Below are 23358 nucleotides of genomic sequence, written 5' to 3' on the forward strand. Positions count from 1 at the left end.
GCCTAGATCCCCAAATCCTTGAACAACTCATCGGCCGAGGCAAGGCGCTTGCCCTTGCCTTTTTCCAACTCGGCCATGGCCTTTCTGGTGGTCGCGTTGGGTACTTTCACTGGAAAGGGAAATTCCTTATCGGCGGCGACGCGCACCAGAAGCAGGCGAATGGCATCGGAGACCGACAACCCCATGGCGGCCAAAGCCTCCGTTGCCCGATCTTTCGTTGCGCTGTCGATGCGAGCGCGAACCACTGAATCCGTTGCCATATAGTGGCTCCTTCATGCTGAGCCACAATGTAGCTACGGTGCGCAACTCTTTCAAGCAGGTTGCTGCGACCATTCGGCAGCAAGCCTACCTCAGCGCCGCCGCGATGTTGCCACCGTCGACCGTCGTCACGTCGGCGGTCGTCCGGTCGGCCAGGGCATGGTGCAGGAAGGCCTGCGCCACGTCCTGCGCGGTCACTTCCTGGCCGAGCAGATTGCCGGACATGTATTCCTTCTCCGACACGCCGCGTGCGCCCGAGCGGCTGGCGATCATGGCGTCGGTCAAAAGCCCGGAGCGGATGCGGTCGGCGTTGACGGCGTTGGAACGGATGCCATGGGCGCCGTAGTCGAGCGCGTATTGCCTTGACAGGAACAGCGTCGCCGCTTTCGGCACGCCATAGGCGCCGAATTTCGGACCCGGATTGACCGCCTGCTTGGAGGTGTTGAACAACAGCGCCCCACCTGTACCTTGTTCCAGCATGATGCGCACGGCGTTCTGCGCCGCCGACTGGTGGGCGAAGAAATTGAGCTCGAAGCTCTTGCGCAGCAGCGTATCGTCAAGCTCGCCGATGCGGCCTTCCCAGGCAGCACCCGCATTGGACACCAATATGTCGACGCCGCCGAAGACGGCGACCGCCTTGTCGAAGGCGGCACGCATCTGGTCCGGGTCGGTGATGTCGGCGCCGACGCCAATCGAATTGTTGCCGGCTTTCCTGGCGGCATCGGCGGCCTTTTCGGCGTCGAGATCGACGACGACGGCATGAGCGCCATTGTCGGCGAACAGTTTTGCGGTCGCCGCACCAATCGCACCGGCGCCGCCGGTGATCAGCACCACCTGGCCGGTCAGCGGCTTCGGCTTGTTGGAGGCGAGCTTGGCTTGTTCCAGCGACCAGTATTCGAGCGGGAACAGGTCGGCCTTGGATAGCGGGTGGAAACGCCCGACGGCCTCGGCGCCGCGCACGGCCTCGATCCACATCTCGCCAACGTCCGAGGCGATCCTGGCATCCTTCAGCGTGCGGCCATGGCCGAACATGCCGAGCCCCGGCACCAGCGTCAGCCGGGGCAACGGATCGAGCATGGTGCGCTTGACGTCGTCGAGCGCGTCATTGGTCTCGAAATAGGCGCGGTAATCCTTGGCGAAAGCGTCGACATGGCTCTGGATTACGGCCTTGTAGTCGCCGATCTTGTCGGCGTCGGGCGCCGGCACGGCCAGCGGCCCGGTCTTGATGCGGATCGACAGATCCGGCGTCGACACGCCGCGTCCTGCATAGTCGGCGATCTCTGCGGAATTGATGAAATCGACAATCGCGTCCGAGGTGCGGAAGTCAGAGATCATGCGGTCGAAGCGGCCTTCGCCGCGTGGCGCCGCTACAGCGCCGCGCAGCATGGGCGCGATCGCCGCCGGTGACGCTAGCCTTGCCGGCAGCGCTATCTTCGCAGTCTTCGGTTTGGCATGCTCGGCCACATAATCCTCGGCGACGTTCACATAGTGGATCATCCGGTCATAGGCCTGCCTGGCATCCTCGCCGAAAGTGAAGATGCCGTGCTTGTCGAGGATCAGGCCTTCTACCGTCGGGTCGGCGTCGAAGACATCGGCCGCCGCCTTGGCGAGATCGAAGCCCGGCATGATGTAGGGCACATAGCCCATTTTTGCTCCGAACACCTTTGCCACCAGCGGCTTGCTGTCTTCCTGGTCGACGATGGCCAGGATAGCGGTCGAGTGGGTGTGGTCGACGAACTTGTGCGGCAGGAAGGCATGCAGCAGGGTCTCGACCGAAGGGTTGGGCGAGGCGGGGTCGATCAGGTTGGCCCGCTGCAATGCGACCATGTCCTCGTCGGAAAGCCTGTCCAGCTTGCGCGCCTTGAGCAGGGCGCCCATCTTGACCGCCGGCAGGCCCTGCGGCTCGATGACCGCCATATCCCAGCCGCTGCCCTTGACGCACAGCACGTCCCATTCGTCACCGACGAGATCGGTCGCCTTGATCTTGCAGGAGGTGTTGCCGCCGCCATGCAGGACCAGTTGCGGCACGCCGCCCAGAAGCCGCGTCGTGTAGACACGCAACGCCAGATCGCGGCCGACGCCCTTCTTCGCATAGTCGGCAACGAGTTGTTCGGCCACGTCGTCGTTCCACAGATTCTTCATGTTCGCTTCGTCCAGTTGCTGTCTTTGATGGTGAACAGGAATGCCGCGACGCCTTGATGACAAATGCGTCGGCAAAGGATTGGTTTTCAGGACGCCTTTTCTGCTGACGTTCCGGCATGATCGAGCAGCCGCTGCGCCATATGCGCGCCGACCACCAGATGCGTGCAGAGGCCGCCGGTGATCGCGGCGAGCAGCGGCTCGAACTTGCTGTCTTCCTGTACGACCATCAGCCGCTTACCGATGACGCGCAGTGAAGCAAGCCCCGCCGAGATGACCCGCCGGTTGTAGCTGCAGTCGAGCAACTCGCCACGGGCATCGATGATCTGCCCGGCAATGACACCCGCGGCACCTTCCCTGCGCAGCGCCGCCATCTCGGCTGCCGTCAGCGCGCCGCACTTCACCAGATGGCTGTCGGCATCGACCGCGCCGATGGAGTAGAGCGCAAGATCGCAGTCGCTGATCCCGGCAAGCTGGTCGCGGATCACAGGTTCGGCGCGCAGGCCTTGCGCCAGTTCCTCGGTCGACAGCACCAGGGGCGCGTAGAAGTTGAGGCCCTTGGCATTGAGCCGGCGCGCGATTTCCATAGTGCATTGATCGGGCCGGTAGGAATAGGGTGCGCCGAGATTGCCGCAGAGCTGCACCACGGTGACGTCCTGCAGGTCGGCATAGGACATGATGTCGGCGATGGTGTAGACGGTGCGGCCCCAGGCGACGCCGATGCGGTCGCCTTTCCCGACGAGTTCCAGGAAAACGCTTGCCGCCAGCACCGCGATATCGGTCGAGGGGTCGGCGAGATAGGCGTTCTCAGGCGCGATCCAGACGGCGTCGAGCTTCAGGGCGTCTTCCAGCCTGCGCGCCATGACGTCGTCCGTGAAGAGCTGCGTCGAGGTCGAGATGTTGACGATGCCTGTCTCGCGCGCCTTGCGCAGATACATGGCGACGGAGGCGCGCGAAATGTTGAGTTGATTGGCCACTTCGTCCTGGCGAAGCCCATGGGCATAGTAAAGCCAGGCCGCCTTGTGGATGAGCTGTTCTGCCGGTCGGATCGCCATGCCGCCTCCTTGGCTGACATTAGTCACGGCTCTCGACAAAAGTCAAATTTGGATAAACAGGAAGAGATATCCTGCCGGCGCGGCACAGATCCCCATTCTAGCAAGTCGGTGCAGGATAGCATTCTCAGCCCATCAGGGGGATAGCGTGACGACGAGCGTAAGGTTAGAAAGCTCGAAAAGACTTTGGGGAGAATGGGATGGCCAATCCCTACGAACAGGATCTCGACAGGAACGCGGCCAATCACCAGCCGCTGACGCCGCTCACCTATCTGGAGCGCGCTGCAAGAACCTATCCCGACCATGTCGCCATCATCCATGGCAGCCAGCGCATCAGCTACCGCGATTTCTGGCGCCGTTCGTTGAAGCTCGCCTCGGCCCTGCACAAGCATGGCATCGGCAAGGGCGACACGGTGACGGTCATGCTGTCGAACACGCCGCCGATGCTGGAAGCGCATTTCGGCGTGCCGATGACCAAGGCGGTGCTGCACTCGCTCAACACGCGTCTCGACGCCGCCGTCATTGCCTTCCAACTCGACCATGCCGAGACCAAGGTGCTGATCGTCGATCGCGAGTTTTCCGGCGTGGTGCGGGAAGCGCTCGGTCTGGCCGTGGTCAAACCGCTGGTCATCGACTACGACGATCCCGAATACGCCACCGACGCGCCCTATCCGAAAGGCGAGAGGGTCGGCACGGTGGACTATGAGGCCTTTGTCGCCAATGGCGACGAGGCGTTCGCCTGGTCGATGCCGGACGACGAATGGGACGCCATCTCGCTCAATTATACTTCGGGCACGACAGGCAATCCCAAGGGCGTCGTCTACCATCACCGAGGTGCTGCGCTGATGGCCTACACCAACACCATCCATGCCGGCATGGCCAAGCACGCGGTCTATCTCTGGACCTTGCCGATGTTCCACTGCAATGGCTGGTGTTTTCCCTGGACGCTCGCCGTCCAGGCCGGCACGCATGTCTGCCTGCGCTGGGTGCGGCCGAAGCCCATCTATGACGCTATCGCCGATTATGGCGTCACCCATCTGTGCGGGGCGCCGGTGGTCATGTCGGTGCTGATCAACGCCAAGGACGAGGACAAGCGCGCATTTGCGCAAACCGTCACCTTCAACACGGCGGCCGCCCCGCCGCCCGAAGCCGTGCTGTCGGGCATGGCCGATGCCGGCTTTGCCGTCACCCACCTCTACGGCCTGACAGAGACCTATGGGCCCGCTGTCGTCAACGAATGGCATAATGGCTGGGACGCACTCGACAAAGGGGCGAGGGCGGGCAAGAAGGCACGGCAGGGCGTGCGCTATGCCGCACTCGAAGGCCTGACGGTAATGGACCCCGAGACCATGGCCGAGACGCCCGCCGACGGCGAGACCATCGGCGAGGTGATGTTTCGTGGCAACATCGTCATGAAGGGCTACCTGAAGAACCGCAGGGCGACTGACGAGGCTTTCGGCGGCGGCTGGTTCCACTCTGGCGATCTCGGCGTCATGCACCCGGATGGCTATATCCAGCTCAAGGACCGCTCCAAGGACATCATCATCTCCGGTGGCGAGAACATTTCCTCGATCGAGGTCGAGGAAGCGCTCTACAAGCATCCCGCCGTCGCCTCCTGCGGCGTCGTGGCGCGCCATGACGACAAATGGGGCGAGGTGCCTGTCGCCTATGTGGAACTGAAGCCGGGCAAGGAGGCGAGCGAGGCCGAGATCATCGAGCACTGCCGGACGCTACTCGCCCGCTTCAAAGTGCCGAAAGCGGTGATCTTTGCCGAGATACCGAAGACCTCGACCGGCAAGATCCAGAAGTTCCGGCTGCGGGAAATGGCCAAGGTCGCCTGAAGCCCCCGGGGATTTTCGAGAGAATATTTTCAATGGTCCGCATCCTGAGGGCGCCTTGTGACGTCTACTGGATGTCACCAATTGTCACCTATCGTACGCGTACACCGAATCCGCGTTGACACCTCGCTCATTTAGATTTACGAGTGATGAAAATCGAAATTCGTCACTCGTTATTTGACAGAGAGCTATGTCCGAAGCCGCCAACATCGTCGCCGACGTCGCCCGACAGGAAAATGTAACGCGCATACTCGATTGCGCCGAGCGCCTGTTCCGGCACTATGGCTACGGCAAGACCAATGTCGCCGACATCGCCCGCGAACTCGGCATGTCACCGGCCAACATCTATCGTTTCTTTGCCTCCAAGGTCGAGATCCACCAGGCCGTATGTGGCCGGATGCTCGGCGCCAGCTACAAGATGGCTTACGAGATCATGCACCTGCCGATCAGCGCCGAGGAGCGGCTGCGTCGTTATGTGCATGCACAATACAAGCTGACGATGGAGGTCATGCTCGACGACCAGAAGGTCCACGAGATGGTCATCGTCGCGCTCGAGCGGGACTGGGGCGTCATCGACAAGCATGTCGACAGCATTCACGATCTTTTCGCCGAGGTGATCGGCGAGGGCATCGAGGCCGGCGAGTTCAGGAAGCAGGACCCGGTGACCGCATCGCGCTGCTTCGGTGCCGCCACCGTCATCCTGTGCCATCCGCAGATGGTGGCGCAGTGCCTCGCCAAGACCAATCGGGCAATGCCCGACGACCTCATCGATTACGCCATCAGAGCCTTGAAATAGCCGTCGCCAGCCGGTGCCGGTGTCGACAGTCCGTCTTCCAGTCGGGAGTACCGAAATGTTTTTGCCCAGTTCCATCCTTCGCAAGCTGCCAGCTGCCGGCCTGATCGTCGCATCGCTTGGGCTTGCCGGCTGCTCGCAGGAAAAAGCCGAGGTGAAGGACATCATCCGTCCGGTGAAGGTCGTCGAGATCGCCCAGGCGCATGACACCCGTACGCTGTCCTATTCCGGATCGGTGCGCGCCCGCACCGAGAGCACGCTGGGTTTCCGGGTCAATGGCAAGATCACCGAGCGTCTCGTCGACATCGGCCAGCACGTGGCGCCTGGCGACGTGCTCGCCCGCATCGATCCCTCCGACTATGACCTGTCGGTCAAGAGCGCGCAGGCGGCACTCGATGCCTCTGAACGGCAGGTCGAGACGGTCGAACTCGCCCGTAAGCGCGCCGAACAGCTTTTCGCCAAGAACTTCGCGCCGAAATCGCAGCTCGAACAGGCGACACTGACCTATGACCAGGCAATCGCCACGCGCGACTCCGCCCGCTCTACGCTTGCCCAGGCCAGGAACCAGGTCGGCTATACCGACCTCAAGGCCGACAGGGACGGCATCGTCACGGCGGTAAACGCCGATGTCGGCCAGGTGGTCGGCTCGGGCACGCCCGTGGTCACCGTCGCGGTCGACGGTGAAAAGGAAGTGCTGATCGCGGTTCCGGAAATGGAGATCGCCGAGTTCAAGCCGGGCAAGGACGTCAAGGCGGGCTTCTGGTCGGACGATGGGCTGAAGCTTGACGGCAAGGTCCGTGAGGTCGCCGGCAGCGCCGATCCGCAGTCGCGCACCTTTGCCGTCCGCGTCAGCCTGCCCAACGACCCGCGCGTGCTGCTCGGCATGACCGCCAATATCGAGGCGTCGGCGGCCAACGAAAAGCAGCTCGTGTCCATCCCGCTCAGTGCACTCGCCGAGAAAGACAGCCAGTCGATCGTCTGGACGGTCGATCGTGGCGCCGACACCGTGCATGCCCGTTCGGTCAAGGTCGCCGAGTTCGCCCCCGACGGCGTGCGTGTCGCGGAGGGATTGAAACCGGGCGACGTCGTGGTCGCCGCCGGTACGCAGTTCATGACCGAGAACCTGAAGGTGAAACTCCCCGGCGGCACCGCACAGCAGTCCGCCTCGGCCGAGGGCGACGAAGCCAGCCAGTTGCGCTGACGACAGACAGGTCGGCCGCGCGTTCCCGCGGCCGCAGGTTTCCGGGCGGCGTGCCCGAAGGTCGAGACGTCAAGGCCGATGTACCCCCGCATCGACCCTCGCGTCCCACCGCGATGAGTGTCTCTCCGCTTGAAGAGCAACGCCGCCCGGAAGCCAGTATCGAACGCAGATGATTTCGTTCCGCGCGCGCTTCCTCGAAGCCCCTTTTTCGAAGCACCAAGCGCCGGCAACCAAGCAAAGTGGACCACTTCCGATGACGACCCCCACTGAAGAAAAGCGTGCCTTCAACCTGTCCCGTTGGGCCATCGGCCATCCCTCCATTGCGCGCTTCCTGTTCGGGCTGATCATCATAGCCGGCGCGCTCGGCTTGATGCGCATGGGCCAGAAGGAGGATCCCGACTTCACCTTCCGCGTCATGGTCGTGCAGGCGATCTGGCCGGGCTCCTCAATCCAGGAGATGGAGGACCAGGTCGTCAACAAGATCGAGCGCAAATTGCAGGAGACGCCGCATCTCGATTTCGTGCGTTCCTTCACCCGCGCCGGCAGCGCCATCATTACCGTCCAGATCAAGGGCGACACCAACGCCGCCGAAGTGACGGATGCTTTCTATCAGGTGCGCAAGAAAGTCGGCGATATCCAGGGCGACCTGCCGCAAGGCCTGCTCGGCCCGTATTTCAACGACGAGTTCGGCGACACGTTTATCACCCTGCATTCGATCAGCGGCGACGGCTTCTCCTTTCCCGAATTGAAGAAGTTCGCCATCCAGGCGCGCGATATGCTTTTGACGACGCCCGGCGTCGAAAAGGCCGTCATCATCGGCGACCAGCCGGAAAAGCTCTATATCGATGTCTCGTCCAAGGCGCTGGCCGAACGCGGCCTGACGCTGACCGACCTGCAGAACGCGATCAAGGGCCAGAACAACGTCGACCCCGCGGGTTCCGTCGACACCGGCGTCAATTCGGTGCGCATCTCGGTCGAAGGCGACGTCGCCAAGGCGGCCGACATCCGCGAACTGCGCCTGCGCGCCGGCGGCCAGGTCACCCGGCTGGGCGACATCGCCACCGTCACTTCGGGCCTGGAGGACCCCTTCCAGCGCAAATACCGCTTCAATGGCCACGACAGCGTGCAGCTTGGCGTGGTCATGGCCAAGGGTTTTAAAGTCACCGATGTCGGCAAGGATGTCGAGGCGACCTACAAGCGCTTCGAGGAGGCGCTGCCCTATGGCGTTTCGGTCGACCAGATTTCCGACCAGCCGGGCGTCGTCACGGATGCCGTCAGCGAATTCATGCATGCGCTCGGCGAAGCGTTGCTGATCGTGCTCGTCGTCTCGTTCCTGTCGATCGGCTGGCGCTCGGGGCTGGTGATCGCCATCGCCATACCGCTGGTGCTCGCCGCCACCTTCGCCATCATGTACGAGATCGGCATCGACCTGCAGCGCATTTCGCTGGGCGCGCTGATCATCGCGCTCGGCCTGCTTGTCGATGATGCCATGATCGTCGTCGAGATGATGGAGCGCAAGCTCGAGGAGGGGCTGGTCAAGATCGAGGCGGCGAGCTTCGCCTATTCCTCGACCGCCTTCCCGATGTTGACCGGCACACTGATCACCACCGCCGGCTTCATACCGGTCGGGTTCGCTGCTTCGACGGCTGGCGAATATGTGCGCACCTTGTTCTATGTCGTCGGCATCGCGCTGATCGTGTCGTGGTTCGTGGCGGTCTATTTCACGCCCTGGCTCGGCTATATGATCCTTAAGCAGCGCAAGCATGCCGGCAGCCATCACGACGCCTTCGACACAGGCTTCTATCGTCGGCTGCGTGCCACGGTCAGCTGGGCCGTGCGCCATCGCATCATCGTTTTGGTGATGACGCTGGCAACTTTCGGCACCAGCCTTTGGGCGTTCCAGTTCATCCCGCAGAATTTCTTCCCGCAATCGTCGCGGCCCGAAATTCTTGTCGACCTCTGGCTGCCGGAAGGCACCAGCATCAAGGAGGTCGAGGCGCAGGCCAAGGCCCTGGAAGCCAAGATGATGGACGACAAGGACAAGCGTTTCATCGCCACTTATATCGGCGAGGGCGCCCCGCGCTTCTTCCTGCCGCTCGACCAGCAACTGCGCAACCCGAACTTCGCCCAGATGCTGGTCATGGCCAATGACGAGCCGGCGCGCGAGCGGCTGATCGTCAAGCTGCGCACGGTTCTGGCCGAAGACTTCCCGTCGATCCGTGCCAAGGTCGACCGCCTGTTCCTCGGACCGCCGACCGGGTGGCCCGTGCAGATGCGCGTCATGGGTCCGGACCGCCAGGAGGTGCGCCGCATCGCCGACCAGGTGAAGGCGAAGTTCCGGCAGGATCCCCTGCTCGGCGCCGTCCATGACGACTGGCTGGAGCCCGTTCCGGCGATGAAGCTGGTCATCGATCAGGATCGTGCCCGTGCGCTCGGCGTCACCTCGCAGCGCATCCGCCAGATGCTGCAGGCGACGATGTCCGGCGCGCCGCTTGACGATTTCCGCGACGGCGAGGAGACGGTGTCGATCGTCGCCCGCGAGCCGGATGCCAGCCGCAGCCTGCTGTCGTCGGTCGACTCGGTCTATATCCCGACCGATTTCGGCGGCTTCGTGCCGCTGTCGCAGGTGGCCAAGGTGGTGCCTGTGCTGGAGCAAGGCATCGAATGGCGGCGCGACCGCCTGCCGACGATCAGCGTGCGCGCCACATTGCCAGACGGCGTGCAGTCCAACGACGTCGTCACCAAGATGTACAAGGACATGCAGGGCCTGCGTGACGGCCTGGCGCCCGGTTACAAGATCGAGATCCAGGGCGGTGCGGAGGATTCAGCCGAAAGCCAGGCTTCGATCGCCGCCAAGGCGCCGATCATGCTGGCCATCATCGTCGTGCTCCTGATGATCCAGCTGCAGAACTTCGGCAAGGCGATGCTGGTGCTGGCCACCGGCCCGCTCGGCATCATCGGCGCGGCCGCGGCTCTGCTGATCAGCGGTGCACCGTTCGGCTTCGTCGCCATCCTCGGTGTCATCGCCCTGCTCGGCATCATCATGCGCAACTCGATCATCCTGGTCGACCAGATCGACCAGGACATTGCCAAGGGCATGGACCGTTCCGAAGCGATCGTCGGCTCGGCCGTGCGCCGCTTCAGGCCGATCGTGCTGACGGCGATGACGGCGGTGCTGGCACTGATCCCGATCTCGCGCGGCGTGTTCTGGGGACCGCTCGCCTATGCCATGATGGGCGGCATTCTGGTCGCCACCGTGCTCACCATCCTGGTGCTGCCGGCGGGCTATGCGCTCTTCTTCGGCCGCGAGCCGAAGAAGGCGAAGACCGACCAGCAGGCGCCGGAGCCAGGGGAGATCGAAGGCATCGAACGGCCGCAACTGCCGTTGGCGGCGGAATAAAAAACCGGCCGGTCGATTTGCGACCGGCCGGTTTTCCTTGATGCAATGATTTAGGCCGCAGTCAGACCATCAGATGACGAACACCCAATTCGCGATGAGCATGACCGCCACGCCGGCGACCAGCGTCAGATAGGGCAGCATGCCCGCCTTCTTGACCGAAAGGTCGGCTCCCGCCATGCCGAGATCGGCCAGCATGTGGTCGGGGAATTTGCCCTTGTCCTGGATGTAGTGGCGGAAGCAGAACACCGGGATGATCAGCGCCGCCGTGATCAGTCCGGCCCACAGCGCCATCGGGTTCCACACCTTGGCGCCTGCGCCCATGAAGATCGCGTTGACGTAGGCGAAGATCGCCCCGATCCCCAAGAGCCAGCTCGGTGCTTTCCACGGCCGTGCGATATGGCCGTTGTCGATGCGGTGGATCCAGCCGGCATTGAGGTTGAGGAAATTGAAGATGATGTAGCCGCAGTTCGACACGGCGAGGATGAAGAAGAAGCTCGTCGCGTCGGCCGAGGCGATCGCCAGCACGACCAGATTGAAGCAGAGATCGGTCCACATGGCCCGCGTCGGCGCGCCGTGCTCGTTGACGTGGCTGAGATAACGGGGCAGCCAGCCGTCGACCGAGCCCTGGTAGAGCGTGCGCGACGAGCCGGCCATCGCCGTCATGATGCACAGCACCAGCGCCAGGATCATCAGCATCACCAGCAGGCTGTGGATAAGCCTGCCGCCGCCGACCATGCCGGCCAGCGCATCGGCCACGCCGGAGCCGTCGACGATCGGTGTTGCCAGCATGCCGTTCAAGCCCAGCACGCCCTGGAAGGTGAAGGGCACCAGGATGAACAAAAGCATGCAGAGCAGGCCGGAATAGAAGATGGCCTTGAACGTATCGGTACCCGGGTTCTTGAACTCCGACGTGTAGCAGACGGCGGTTTCGAACCCGTAGGTCGACCATGCGGCGATGAACATGCCGCCGAGCGCCAATGTCCAGCCGGCGATGTTCCAGGAGCCGGGCTCAGGTGCATAGGCGGCGGCGAGCGGCACCAGCGGCGAAAAGTTCGACCAGTCGATCTGGCCGGTGAAGATCGGCACCACGCCGACGATCAGCATCGGGATAATGACCAGCAGTCCGATATATTTCTGCACGCTGGCAGTGCCCAGGATGCCGCGATGCTGGATCGAGAAGATGATCAGCATCAGCACGGCGCCGATGAAGAAGGTGGCATTGAGCGTGAAGGACACCGGGCCTAGCGTGTGGCTCCACAGAGTCCAGTTGCGGATCGCCGGCGTCGCGGCGGCGGTCACCGCGGTGATGGCGTCGGCAGGTGCCGTTCCGGCGTGCGCGGCGATGTAGGCGACGACATCGGGCGAGGCCTCGGTGAACAGCGGCACCGGCGCCAGCGCATTGAGGATATAGGCGGCGGCGATCGAGCAGCCGAGCGACAGCACCGGCGACCAGGCGAACCAGTTGCACCACACCGACAACGGCGCGATGAACTTGGAGTAGCGCAGCCAGGCGGTGGCGCCGTAGATCGAGGCACCGCCGGACTTGTTCGGGAACAGGCCGGCGATCTCGGCATAGGTGAAGGATTGCAGGAAGCCCATGATCATGGACACCGTCCAGATCAGGAACGCCAGCTTTCCCGTCGTGCCGGCAATGCCGCCGATCGAGAACAGGACCAGCGCCGGAACGCCACTCGCCACCCAGAAGGCGCCGCGCCAGTCGATATGCCTGAGCAGCTTGCTTTCGGCAGGCTGGTCCAGGACCGTACTTATTGTGCTCATGTGGATGAGTTCCCCTTTTTCGATGTTCCCCGCCAGTGGTGTCTCGGCTACGCGAAACTTACTCCCCGGCAAATGATCGTTCCGGCCGCAGTGTTTCCACTCAGTCGTATTTTTTTCTTAGGAGTGAAGATTGATCCGGCGCGGCGTCACGTCAAGCGATTTGTGAAACCATGCACATCACGCTTGCGCGCGCGGACATCAAAGCGTCCGGCGGTGCGGCCGGCGGGCGCTTTGCGAGTCCCAAAAGGGCAGGTCAGGAACGTGGTTTGGTCTTTTGCGGATCGTAGTGGGCAAAGGCCACGACCCGAGCCGGCAGCCGCTTGGCGTGGCCGTCGAGCTTGCCGATCTCGACCTCCGTGCCGACAGCGGCATGAGCGACGTCGAGCCGCGCCAGCGCGATGTTCTTGCTCAGCACCGGCGAGCGCATGCCCGACGTGACGACGCCGATCTGGGCGCGCCCGACATGGACGCAGTCGCCGTGGCCGACGGCGACATTGCTGTCGATGTCGAGGCCGACCAGCTTTGTCTGCGGATGATCCTTGCGCCGGATCAGCGCCTCGCGGCCGATGAAATCGTCGGTCTTGCTCTTCAGCGGCACGGTGAAGCCGATACCAGCCTCGAACGGATCGGTCTGGTCGGAAAATTCGTAACCGGCGAAGATCAGTCCGGCCTCGATGCGCACCATGTCGAGCGCCTGCAGGCCCATCGGCTTCAGCCCATGCGGCTGGCCGGCCTCCCAGATCGCGTCGAAGACTTTTTGCGCGTCGCGCGGATGGCACCAAATCTCGTAGCCGAGTTCGCCGGTATAGCCGGTGCGTGAAACGAGGACGGGGATGCCGTTGCCGCCGCCGATCCTGGCGACGGCGAAGCGGAACCATTCGAGTTCCTCGATCGATGGCTGCAGCGGCGAGGTCCACATCACCTCCTTCAGGATGGCGCGGCTCTTTGGCCCTTGCACGGCGATGTTGTGCATCTGGTCGGTGGACGAGCGCACCAGCACGTTGAGGCCGAGTTTTGTCGCCGTCTCGCGCAGCCATTCGCCGGACAGATCGTCGCCGCCAACCCAGCGGAAATTGTCCTTGCCGAGCCGCAGAAGCGTGCCGTCGTCGATCATGCCGCCATGTTCGTAACACATGGCGGAGTAGACGACCTGGCCGACGCCGAGCTTCTTGACGTCACGCGTCAGCGTATATTGCAGCAGCGCTTCGGCATCCGGGCCGGTCACTTCGAACTTGCGCAGCGGCGACAGGTCCATGATCACGGCATCCTGCCGGCAGGCCCAATATTCGGCGATGGCGCCTTCCCTGGCGAACGAATTGGCCAGCCAATAGCCCTTGTACTCGACGAAGTCGCGTGTGTGTTTGGCAAAGCTCGAATGGAAAGCTGTCTCGCGGGTCATTTTCGGTTCCGAATCAGGCGTCATGCGTCTGGCGATCGCTCGCGAGAATTTGTGCTGGCCGGAATAGGTCCGCACGTGGATGTCGGTCAGGTCCCAGCCATTGGCCGGCGTCGTGTCGTCGGGGCAGGCCGAGGAGACGCAGACGATGTCGGTCAGCGCTCTGAGCAGAACATAGTCGCCGGCCCGCGACCATGGCTCGTCCGACACCATGACGCCATGGGCGTCGATCGCCGTGTTGAAGAAGAAGTTGATCGCCATCCAGCCGGCGCGGGGATTGACGCCCTTGCCGTCCAGCGCGCGATTAAAGTTCTCCGAGCAGTTGGTGTGGCCGGGATAGCCGATGTCGTCATAATATTTCGCCGCGCAGGCGAGCGCGAAGGCATCGTGCCGGCCGCACGTGTCCTGCACCACCTCAACCAGCGGTTCCATGTCCTGGTCGTAATATTTCGAATGCAGGCCGGGCATCGGATAGCTCGCGCCCATCAGCGTGCGCGTCGTCGTGACGTCGAGCGGATGGTCGAGCCCCTTGTCCAGCTTGCGGGCCGAGAAACACTGGAAGTCGGTGCACTGGCGCCCGTCGACATCGATGATCTGCAGATAGTCGCCCGCCTTGACGAAATACGATTCCGCCGTCGCCGAATGAACGCGCAAATCGAGCACCGGATCGGCCAATGGATCGGCAAGCCGGGATTTCGTTTTCAGGCGGATCGTGTTGCGCCGCACGACGACGCTGAGCGGCGTCACTGTGTCGTGCCCGTCGACCAGCATCGGACCGCCGGGTGCGGCGATCAGCATCGCGCCGTCGCGCGCGACTGTGAATGCCTGCTCGGTACCGGCTGGTGTCATGCCGCCAAACACGCGCACCGCCTCGGCCTGCCCAAGCTGAACCTGGCGGCGTTCGAGGCCGCGGCGCACCGCCGAAAGACTGTCGTCGCCCTCGGTGAGCAGCGCCTTGATGCCGGCGGCATTGCTGTTGGATTTTTCACTGAGAATGCCGGGATCGCTGGCGCCTGACCTGTCCCAAGCCAGCAGCTCGCAGGCCTGGCCTCCCTCGACGTTGCGAACCGTGATCGTATCGCCGGCCTCGACCTCGATCAGCACCGCGCCATTCCCCTGTACGGTATAGCGCTCCATGCCGGCCGGCAGCGCGATCTGGCCAGGCCGCAGGATCAGGCTTGGCCTGGGCGGTCCGGCTGTCACGGTGGGGTAGGGCGACTGGCTCATCTCAGCCTTGCGGTTCGAGAAACAAGTTTGCCTGTGCGTGAAATTATTTTAGCAGCAAGAATAGCAGCGGAGCGGAGTTTGGCAAGGCGGGGAAGAAGCGCAGTGCTACGCCAAGTCCTCCGAATGCCCGATCTCGACACCATACTCGGCAGCCGAGTCCAGCATAGTGTGCCACAGGCTTTCGGCGAAGGTCGAAAACACCAGAACGGTGAAAACAGCCTGTCCGTCCGGCGCATCATTGCCACGCCACAGCGTGACGCTGGTGTGATCCATCGAGGTGGTTGCCGCGGCTCCGACCGGGAACGCCGCCGGATACAGATCGATCGACGACAGTTTGGCGAGCAGGGCGCGCGCCTTGTTGCCGGAAATGCTGATCAACACCCGCGCATGTGACTGGTCCGAGAGCGAAGCCGAGGTCGCGAAAACCGGGGCCAGCGACTCCACCGTGTGTCTGCCTTTCGACAGCACGAAGAACTGATCCGGTCCCGACCAGATGAGCGTGGCTTCGGCTGCTGCGGCCGTCTTCGGTGTTTCCGGCGCCGTCACGCCGAAATGCGCGTTCGCGGCGCTCGCCATCTCGGCCGTCTTGCCGCGCCGCGCCATCACCTGGACAAGGTCGAAATTGCGGATCTCGCTCAGGGTCACGCCGGCGTCGCCTCGCGCGCCGTGTGGACCGGCGACGAGTGCGCGGTGGAGAGGGCTGCGGGTTTCCCAGGAAAACTCAGCCACGCTGGCGCCCTCCATCCGGGTCATAGAAGACAGGGTTGCACAGTTCCAAATCGTAATCCTCGCCGCGTAGCGGATCGTGCGCATGCACGATCTCGCCGAACCGCTCGCGGCCGCGCTCGACAAGTGCAAGCCCGATCCATTGGTCTGATGTCGGCGAAAAGCAGACCGAGGTGACGTAGCCCTGGTCGTTGTCGGGCCCGGGTGTCTGCCCCTTCGGAATGATGTGCGCGCCGGAACGCAGGCGCCGGGCCTTGTCGGTCGGCTTGATGCCGACGACGACCTGCCGATCCGCTGCGATCAGCGCCTCGCGTCCGGCCATGACGCGGCCGATGAAATCCTTCTTGGTCGACATCATCTTGCCGAGGCCGAGATCGGCCGCGGTGGTCGTGCCGCTGAGTTCCGGACCCGCGACGTGACCCTTTTCGATGCGCATGACGCCGAGTGCCTCGGTGCCGTAAGGCGTCACGCCGAACGGCTTGCCCGCAATCATCAGATTGCGCGCCATCGCCTCGCCGTAGCGCGCCGGCACCGAAATCTCGAACGCCATTTCGCCCGAGAACGAGATGCGAAACAGTCGCGCCTTGACGCCGCCGCGCAACGCGACTTCGCGCGCGCCCATGAAGGGGAACCCTTCGTTGGAAAGGTCTTCCGAGGGATCGACGATCTCTTTCAACAGGTCGCGGGTTTTGGGTCCGGCAATGGAAAATTGCGCCCACTGGTCGGAGACCGAGGTTAACTGCACATCGAGTTCCGGAAACAGCACCTGCCGGCAGAATTCGAGATGCTGCATCACCAGCCCGGCCTTGGCCGTGGTGGTGGTGAGGAAATAGTGGTCCTCGGCCAGCCGCGACGTGGTGCCGTCATCATAGACGATGCCGTCCTCGCGCAGCATCAGCCCGTAGCGCGCTTTTCCCACCGCAAGAGTGGAGAAGGTGTTGATGTAGACGCGGTCGAGGAAGGTGCCGGCGTCCGCGCCATGCACGTCGATCTTGCCCAGCGTCGAGACATCGCAGAAGCCGACGCCTGAGCGCACCGCCTTGACCTCGCGGGTCACCGATTCCAGCCAATCCTTCTCGCCGGCGCGCGGATACCATTGCGCGCGCTTCCACAGGCCGGTGTCGACGAAGATCGCGCCCTGTTCGGCGGCCCAATGATGCGACGGTGTCAGCCGCGTGGCGTGAAAATTCTCGTCGCGATGATGGCCGGCGAAGGCGCCGATGGCGACCGGCACATAGGGAGGCCGGTAGATTGTCGTGCCGGTCTCGGGAATGGATTTGCCCGTGACCGCCGCCATGATGGCGAGGCCGGCGACGTTCGAGGTCTTGCCCTGGTCGGTCGCCATGCCGAGCGTGGTGTAGCGCTTCAGGTGCTCGACCGATTCGAACCCTTCGCGCTGTGCCAGCTCGATATCCGATGCGGTGACATCATGCTGTTGGTCGACGAAAGCCTTGCCCTTGCCGGCAACGTGCCAAAGCGGCGTCAGCGAAAAGGCTTCGTCGTCGGCCACCGGCGTGGAGCCTGAGCCATTGCCATGTCCGGCATCACGTGCCGCCACCGCGCCCGCCGCAAATCCTTCGCGCAAGCAAGCGCCAAGCCCGAAGGCGCCGTTGGCGGCACCAGCCGCGACCATTCCCGGAGGCGCGCCGTCGGGCACGAAGGCGGCGATATCGTTGCGCCATTTCGGCCGGCCGCGATGATAGGAGGTGAGCCCGACCGCCGGGTTCCAGCCGCCGGAAACGGCAAGCCCGTCGGCTTCCACTTCGGCACGCGCGCCGCCGGTGAGTGAGACGGAAATCTTGCGCACGCCATTCTTGCCGCCATCGATGCCGCTGACGGAGCCATGCAGAACCGCAAAGCCGCCCTTGCTGGCAAGCGAGCGGTGCTCGGAAGAGATTTCGGCGCGCGCGTCGATCACGGCGGCGACCTGCAGTCCCGCCCCGAGCGCTGCCTCGACGGTGCGCCAGCCGTCCTCGTTGTTGGTGAACAGCGCGATGCGTCTGGCCGGTGCCGCGGCATAACGTGCGATATAGCTGCGCATGGCGGACGCCATCATCACGCCCGGCATGTCGTTGCCGGCAAAGACGATTGGCCGTTCGAGCGCGCCTGCCGCGACGACGCAGCGCTTGGCCACGATCCGCCATAGCCGCTGGCGCACCTGGTGCTCCGGCGGCGAGGGCAGATGGTCGCTGACACGCTCGATCGCGCCATAGGTGCCGCCATCATAGACGCCGAACAGCGTCGTGCGCGTCATGATGTGGACATCAGGCATGGCGGCAAGCTCACTGAGCGTGCGCGCGATCCATTCGTCGGCAGGCATGCCGTCGATCATGCCGCCATCGGCAAGCAGGCGCCCGCCGGGAACAAAGTCCTCTTCGCACAGGATGACGCGGGCGCCGCTGCGGCCTGCTGCGAGGGCGGCTGCGAGGCCCGTCGGGCCGGACCCGGCGATCAGCACGTCGCAATGCGCCCAGGCCTTGTCGTAATGATCCGGGTCGGCAATGCCGGCTGCACGGCCGAGACCCGCGGCGCGGCGGATCGCCGGCTCATAGATCGCTTCCCAGAACTTCGCCGGCCACATGAAGGTCTTGTAGTAGAAGCCGGCGACGAAGATCGGCGCGAACAGCTGGTTGACCGACATCACGTCGAAGGCGAGCGACGGCCAGCGGTTCTGGCTAGCGGCGTCGAGCCCTTCATAGAGCTCCGCTGTCGTCGCCTTGGTGTTCGGCTCGCGCCGTGCACCGCTGCGCAGCTCCACCAGCGCGTTAGGTTCTTCCGATCCCGCGGTCAGGATGCCGCGCGGGCGATGGTACTTGAACGAGCGGCCAACCAGCTTGACGCCGTTGGCAACCAGTGCCGAGGCAAGCGTGTCGCCTTTGAAACCGGAGAAGCTCTTGCCGTCGAACCTGAAATTCAGCGGCGCCGAACGGTCGACGAGACCGCCGGATGTGAGACGATGGGGTTGAGAGGTCACGATGTCCAGCCTCTCGTCGATTCGATGTCATGGCGGAGGGCAGCACTGCCCCTCATCGCCCTGCCGGGCACTTCTCCCCGTATAGTGACGGGGAGAAGGGGGCTGGCCGCTAAGTTGGCTTCCTTCTTGCAGCGCTGGCGATCGGCGAAACCGGGGACGGCAGCACCCCTCTCCCCGTCATTATACGGGGAGAGGATGCCGGCAGGCAGGTGAGAGGCGGCGCCGAGTTGGCAGGAAATATTCATTTCGCAACCTGCCTCGCCCCGGCACCCGCCGCCGGTTCCACAGCCGAAATCTCGTGCGTCAGCGTGTTGCGGGTGACCTTCAGCCAGGCCCGGCAGCCGCCGCCATGATACCAGTTCTCATCCATCACGCCGGCGATGTTGTCGCGCAGATAGACGTAATCGTAGACCTCATCTTCCGACGCTCCAGGCGCCGGCCGCACCGGCTTGGCGTCGCCGAGATAGGTGAACTCGCCGAGCTCGCGTTCACCACAGAAGGGACAGACAATACGCATGTTTTTCGACTGTCCTCAGTGCAGGTTCGGTTGGGCGCCCTGGCCCTTTTCGTCGATGACAGCACCAGACCGGAACCGGTCGAGCCGGAAGCGGGCGGCCTCGGCGTGCGATTCATCGCGAGCAAGCAGATGGGCGAAGACGAAGCCTGAGCCGGGTGTCGCCTTGAAGCCGCCATAGCACCAGCCGGCATTGAGGTAGAGCCCGTCGACCGGTGTCTTGTCGATGATCGGCGAGCCGTCCATCGACATATCCATGATGCCGCCCCATTGGCGCAGCAGCCGGACGCGGCCTATCATCGGCATCAGCGCCATGCCACCTTCGCAGACATCCTCCATGACAGGCATGTTGCCGCGCTGGGCATAGGAATTGTAGCCGTCGATGTCGCCGCCGAAGACCAGCCCGCCCTTATCGGACTGGCTGACATAGAAATGGCCGGCGCCAAACGTCATGACGCCGGGAATGAGCGGCTTGATCGCCTCCGAGACGAAGGCCTGCAGCACATGGCTTTCGATCGGCAGCCGCAGGCCAGCCATCGCCGCGACGCGCGATGAGGACCCGGCCACCGCCATGCCGACCTTGCCGGCGCCGATCCTGCCGCGCGAGGTCTCGACACCAGTCACCTTGCCGTTGGCGTCCCTGACAAAGCCCGTGACTTCGCAATTCTGGATGATGTCGACGCCGAGTTCGCTGGCAGCGTGGGCGTAGCCCCAGGCCACCGCATCGTGCCGCGCCGTGCCGCCGCGCCGCTGCAGCAGCCCGCCCTGCACGGGAAAGCGGGCATTGTCGAAATTCAGGAATGGGATCATCTTCTTGACCGCCGCCAGGTCGAGCAGTTCGGCGTCGATGCCGTTGATGCGCATGGTGTTGCCGCGCCGTGCATAGGCGTCGCGCTGCGCGTCGGAATGGTAGAGGTTGATGACGCCGCGCTGGCTGACCATCGCGTTGTAGTTGAGATCCTGCTCCATCCGTTCCCAAAGCTTCATCGACAATTCGTAGAAGCCGGTGTTGCCGGGCAGGCCGTAGTTGGAGCGGATAATGGTGGTGTTGCGGCCGGCATTGCCGGAGCCGATCCAGCCCTTTTCCAGCACCGCGACATTTTTGATGCCGAATTCGCTGGCCAGGAACCAGGCGGTGGCCAGCCCATGGCCGCCGCCGCCGATGATCACCACGTCGTAGCGATCCTTCGGCGCGGCGTCGCGCCAGGTGCGTTGCCAGTTTTTGTGGCCGGAAAGAGCGGCGCGGGCGAGCGAGAAGATCGAGTATTTCATACGTTCATTCCGAGGTCGCCCGCCCCACACAGGAACTTTCTTGACGCATCGCCTTTGCCGAAAACCGTGTCACACTTTTTCGGTCCGATGCTCTAGATGTCCAGCGTGTGGTCGCGCTCCCATTGCGTGAAGTGCGAAGCATAGGAATTCCATTCCTGGTGCTTCAGCTTTAGATATGCCGACGAGAATTCCTCACCCAGCGCCGCCTTGAGCGATTTGTCCTTGTCGAACTCGCGCAACGCATCGAGCAGGTTGAGCGGCAGCTTGGGCGCGCCCTTCACCGTGTGGCCATGCTGGTACATGTCGATATCGTAGCGCTTGCCCGGATCGGCCTTCGAGCGGATGCCGTCGAGGCCGGCGGCGATGATGACCGCCTGCAGGAGATAAGGGTTGGCAGCGCCATCGGGCAGACGCAATTCGAAGCGGCCGGGGCCGGGCACGCGCACCATGTGGGTGCGGTTGTTGCCGGTCCAGGTCACCGTGTTCGGCGCCCAGGTCGCGCCCGAAATGGTGCGCGGCGCGTTGATGCGCTTGTAGGAATTGACCGTCGGGTTGGTGATCGCGGCGAGCGCCGAAGCGTGCTTCATGATGCCGCCAAGGAAGTTCTTGCCCTTGGCGGAAAGGCCGAGCTCCATCGAATTGTCGGCGAAGACATTGGTCTTGCCCGATTTGTCCCAGACAGAGATGTGGGCATGGCAGCCATTGCCGGTCAGGCCCTGGAACGGTTTGGGCATGAAGGTGGCGCGCAGCCCATGTTTTTCCGCGATCGACTTGACCATGAACTTGAAGAAGGAATGCTTGTCGGCGGTCGGCAGCGCATCGTCGAACGCCCAGTTCATCTCGAATTGGCCGTTAGCGTCCTCGTGGTCGTTCTGGTAAGCGCCCCAGCCGAGCGCCAGCATGTGGTCGCAGATCTCGGCGATGACATCGTAACGGCGCATCACCGCTTGCTGGTCGTAGCAAGGCTTCGATGCCGTGTCGTATTCATCGGAGATCGTCTTGCCGTCCGGCGAGATCAGGAAGAACTCGGCCTCGACGCCGGTCTTGACGTGCATGCCGTCGGCGGCTGCCTCCGCGATCAGCCGCTTCAATGTATTGCGCGGCGCCTGGTCGACGTCCTTGTCGTCCATGATGCAGTTAGCGGCGACCCAGGCGACTTCCGGTTTCCATGGCAACTGAATGACCGAGTCTGGATCCGGCACCGCCAGCATGTCGGGATGCGCCGGCGTGAGGTCGAGCCAGGTGGCGAACCCGGCAAAGCCGGCACCGTCCTTCTGCATGTCGGCAATGGCTTGCGCCGGTACCAGCTTGGCACGCTGGCCACTGAACAGGTCAGTGTAGGAAATCATGAAATATTTGACGTTTTTCGCCCTTGCGAACTCTGCAAGATCAACTGTCACTGAAGTTCCCCATTTCTTATCGATTGTTGGCCCTAGAGCATATGGCCTTCGGCCCTTTGATCAGAAGCCGTTCTTCCCCGGTATCCAGTTGGTGCCGGCCAGCGGCACGCCGGCCATGGCGGCAGCCTCGATCGTCAATGCGACGAGGTCCTCGGGTTCGAGATTGTGGAGGCTGTTCTTGCCGCAGGCGCGGGCGATGGTCTGCGCCTCCAGCGTCATCACCTTCAAATAGTTCGCCAACCGGCGCCCGGCGGCCACGGGGTCGACCCGCTTCATCAATTCGGGGTCCTGCGTGGTGATGCCGGCAGGGTCCTTGCCCTCATGCCAGTCGTCATAGGCGCCTGATGTGGTGCCGAGTTCGTTGTACTCCGCCTCCCAGCGGGGATCGTTGTCACCGAGCGCCACGAGTGCCGCGGTGCCGATCGACACGGCGTCGACGCCGAGCGCCAGCGCCTTGGCCACATCGGCGCCGTTGCGGATGCCGCCTGAGACGATGAGCTGAACCTTGCGGTGCATGCCGAGATCCTGCAGCGCCTGCACCGCCGGCCTGATGCAGGCGAGCGTCGGCTGGCCGACATTCTCGATAAACACTTCCTGCGTTGCAGCCGTTCCGCCCTGCATGCCGTCGACCACGACGACATCGGCGCCGGCCTTCACCGCAAGCGCGGTATCGTAGTAGGGCCGGGCGCCGCCGACCTTGACGTAGATCGGTTTTTCCCAATCGGTGATTTCGCGCAGCTCGAGGATCTTGATCTCGAGATCGTCCGGTCCGGTCCAGTCGGGGTGGCGCGAGGCCGAGCGCTGGTCGATGCCTTTGGGCAGCGTGCGCATCTCGGCGACACGGTCGGAAATCTTCTGGCCGAGCAGCATCCCGCCACCGCCGGGCTTGGCGCCCTGGCCGACGACCACTTCGATCGCATCGGCGCGACGCAGGTCGCGTAGGTTCATGCCATAGCGCGAGGGCAGGTACTGATAGACCAGTTGCTTGGAATGGCCGCGCTCTTCCTCTGTCATGCCGCCATCGCCGGTCGTGGTCGAGGTGCCCGACAGCGTCGCGCCGCGCCCGAGCGCTTCCTTGGCGGGACCGGACAGCGAGCCGAAGCTCATGCCGGCAATGGTGATCGGTATCTTCAGTTCGATAGGCTTCTTGGCGTGGCGCGAACCGAGCACCACGGATGTGTCGCAGCGCTCGCGGTAGCCTTCCAGCGGGTAGCGCGAGATCGAGGCGCCGAGGAACAGAAGGTCATCGAAATGCGGCAGCTTGCGCTTGGCGCCGGCACCTCTGATATCATAGATGCCGGTCGCCGCGGCGCGGCGGATTTCGGAGAGCGTGTAGTCGTCGAAAGTCGCGGATTTGCGCGGCGTCGTCGGCGGGTTGCGATAGGTCAT

General features: G+C 63.6%; 15 protein-coding genes. 4 read left to right on the forward strand and 11 right to left on the reverse strand.

The features are described from left to right. Positions 1 to 2: 2 nt before the first annotated feature. The 3 genes from FJ936_RS11060 to FJ936_RS11070 form a co-directional block, all read right to left on the reverse strand. On the reverse strand, positions 3 to 260 hold the full coding sequence (locus tag FJ936_RS11060) for a type II toxin-antitoxin system RelB/DinJ family antitoxin (RefSeq protein ID WP_140661483.1): 258 nt from the start codon (positions 258 to 260) through the stop codon (positions 3 to 5). Between the two features lie 85 nt (positions 261 to 345). After that, a complete protein-coding gene (locus FJ936_RS11065; protein WP_140788024.1) occupies positions 346 to 2400 on the reverse strand; it encodes a bifunctional aldolase/short-chain dehydrogenase in 2055 nt (684 codons plus the stop codon). An 86-nt stretch (positions 2401 to 2486) separates the two neighbouring features. After that, complete coding sequence (locus tag FJ936_RS11070) at positions 2487 to 3452, reverse strand: sugar-binding transcriptional regulator (RefSeq protein ID WP_140788026.1); 966 nt, start codon at positions 3450 to 3452, stop codon at positions 2487 to 2489. 197 nt (positions 3453 to 3649) lie between these two features. Between FJ936_RS11070 and FJ936_RS11075 the strand changes: the two genes are divergently transcribed. The 4 genes from FJ936_RS11075 (at position 3650) to FJ936_RS11090 (ending at position 10681) form a co-directional block, all read left to right on the forward strand. Further along, entirely contained in the window at positions 3650 to 5290 is a 1641-nt protein-coding gene (locus tag FJ936_RS11075; RefSeq protein WP_140788028.1) for an acyl-CoA synthetase, read from the forward strand. A 187-nt stretch (positions 5291 to 5477) separates the two neighbouring features. Continuing rightward, positions 5478 to 6083: a TetR family transcriptional regulator gene (locus tag FJ936_RS11080; RefSeq protein ID WP_015318925.1), complete on the forward strand. Its 606-nt coding sequence runs from the start codon at positions 5478 to 5480 to the stop codon at positions 6081 to 6083. Between the two features lie 55 nt (positions 6084 to 6138). Beyond that, on the forward strand, positions 6139 to 7281 hold the full coding sequence (locus FJ936_RS11085) for an efflux RND transporter periplasmic adaptor subunit (RefSeq protein WP_140617379.1): 1143 nt from the start codon (positions 6139 to 6141) through the stop codon (positions 7279 to 7281). 253 nt (positions 7282 to 7534) lie between these two features. Further along, a complete protein-coding gene (locus tag FJ936_RS11090) occupies positions 7535 to 10681 on the forward strand; it encodes an efflux RND transporter permease subunit (RefSeq protein ID WP_140788030.1) in 3147 nt (1048 codons plus the stop codon). 69 nt (positions 10682 to 10750) lie between these two features. Here the strand turns inward: FJ936_RS11090 and FJ936_RS11095 are convergent, their stop codons facing one another. From FJ936_RS11095 to FJ936_RS11135, 8 genes are all read right to left on the reverse strand, one after another. After that, the gene (locus FJ936_RS11095) at positions 10751 to 12460 is read right to left on the reverse strand and encodes an APC family permease (RefSeq protein ID WP_015318922.1); all 1710 of its coding nucleotides are present in this window, start codon (positions 12458 to 12460) and stop codon (positions 10751 to 10753) included. Positions 12461 to 12713: 253 nt separating this feature from the next. After that, complete coding sequence (locus FJ936_RS11100; RefSeq protein ID WP_140788031.1) at positions 12714 to 15083, reverse strand: aminomethyltransferase family protein; 2370 nt, start codon at positions 15081 to 15083, stop codon at positions 12714 to 12716. 105 nt (positions 15084 to 15188) lie between these two features. Next, entirely contained in the window at positions 15189 to 15827 is a 639-nt protein-coding gene (locus FJ936_RS11105) for a sarcosine oxidase subunit gamma family protein (RefSeq protein ID WP_167331164.1), read from the reverse strand. Next, entirely contained in the window at positions 15805 to 18783 is a 2979-nt protein-coding gene (locus tag FJ936_RS11110) for a sarcosine oxidase subunit alpha (RefSeq protein WP_181171080.1), read from the reverse strand. The genes FJ936_RS11105 and FJ936_RS11110 overlap by 23 nt, the downstream gene beginning before the upstream one ends. A gap of 241 nt (positions 18784 to 19024) precedes the next feature. Then, the gene (locus tag FJ936_RS11120; RefSeq protein ID WP_140617375.1) at positions 19025 to 19300 is read right to left on the reverse strand and encodes a sarcosine oxidase subunit delta; all 276 of its coding nucleotides are present in this window, start codon (positions 19298 to 19300) and stop codon (positions 19025 to 19027) included. Positions 19301 to 19315: 15 nt separating this feature from the next. After that, positions 19316 to 20569 (reverse strand): sarcosine oxidase subunit beta family protein, encoded by a 1254-nt coding sequence (locus FJ936_RS11125; RefSeq protein WP_140617374.1) that lies wholly within the window; start codon positions 20567 to 20569, stop codon positions 19316 to 19318. A gap of 92 nt (positions 20570 to 20661) precedes the next feature. Further along, the gene (gene glnT, locus FJ936_RS11130) at positions 20662 to 21969 is read right to left on the reverse strand and encodes a type III glutamate--ammonia ligase (RefSeq protein WP_015318915.1); all 1308 of its coding nucleotides are present in this window, start codon (positions 21967 to 21969) and stop codon (positions 20662 to 20664) included. Between the two features lie 60 nt (positions 21970 to 22029). Beyond that, on the reverse strand, positions 22030 to 23358 hold the full coding sequence (locus tag FJ936_RS11135; protein WP_015318914.1) for an FMN-binding glutamate synthase family protein: 1329 nt from the start codon (positions 23356 to 23358) through the stop codon (positions 22030 to 22032).

Source organism: Mesorhizobium sp. B2-4-13, from assembly GCF_006658535.1.
GTDB lineage: Bacteria > Pseudomonadota > Alphaproteobacteria > Rhizobiales > Rhizobiaceae > Mesorhizobium > Mesorhizobium australicum.

Bases quoted from the DNA above. Each gene is read 5' to 3' on its own strand.
- FJ936_RS11060 (WP_140661483.1), bottom strand. From the start codon at position 260: ATGGCAACGGATTCAGTGGTTCGCGCTCGCATCGACAGCGCAACGAAA.
- FJ936_RS11065 (WP_140788024.1), bottom strand. From the start codon at position 2,400: ATGAAGAATCTGTGGAACGACGACGTGGCCGAACAACTCGTTGCCGAC.
- FJ936_RS11070 (WP_140788026.1), bottom strand. From the start codon at position 3,452: ATGGCGATCCGACCGGCAGAACAGCTCATCCACAAGGCGGCCTGGCTT.
- FJ936_RS11075 (WP_140788028.1), top strand. From the start codon at position 3,650: ATGGCCAATCCCTACGAACAGGATCTCGACAGGAACGCGGCCAATCAC.
- FJ936_RS11080 (WP_015318925.1), top strand. From the start codon at position 5,478: ATGTCCGAAGCCGCCAACATCGTCGCCGACGTCGCCCGACAGGAAAAT.
- FJ936_RS11085 (WP_140617379.1), top strand. From the start codon at position 6,139: ATGTTTTTGCCCAGTTCCATCCTTCGCAAGCTGCCAGCTGCCGGCCTG.
- FJ936_RS11090 (WP_140788030.1), top strand. From the start codon at position 7,535: ATGACGACCCCCACTGAAGAAAAGCGTGCCTTCAACCTGTCCCGTTGG.
- FJ936_RS11095 (WP_015318922.1), bottom strand. From the start codon at position 12,460: ATGAGCACAATAAGTACGGTCCTGGACCAGCCTGCCGAAAGCAAGCTG.
- FJ936_RS11100 (WP_140788031.1), bottom strand. From the start codon at position 15,083: ATGAGCCAGTCGCCCTACCCCACCGTGACAGCCGGACCGCCCAGGCCA.
- FJ936_RS11105 (WP_167331164.1), bottom strand. From the start codon at position 15,827: ATGGAGGGCGCCAGCGTGGCTGAGTTTTCCTGGGAAACCCGCAGCCCT.
- FJ936_RS11120 (WP_140617375.1), bottom strand. From the start codon at position 19,300: ATGCGTATTGTCTGTCCCTTCTGTGGTGAACGCGAGCTCGGCGAGTTC.
- FJ936_RS11125 (WP_140617374.1), bottom strand. From the start codon at position 20,569: ATGAAATACTCGATCTTCTCGCTCGCCCGCGCCGCTCTTTCCGGCCAC.
- FJ936_RS11135 (WP_015318914.1), bottom strand. From the start codon at position 23,358: ATGACCTATCGCAACCCGCCGACGACGCCGCGCAAATCCGCGACTTTC.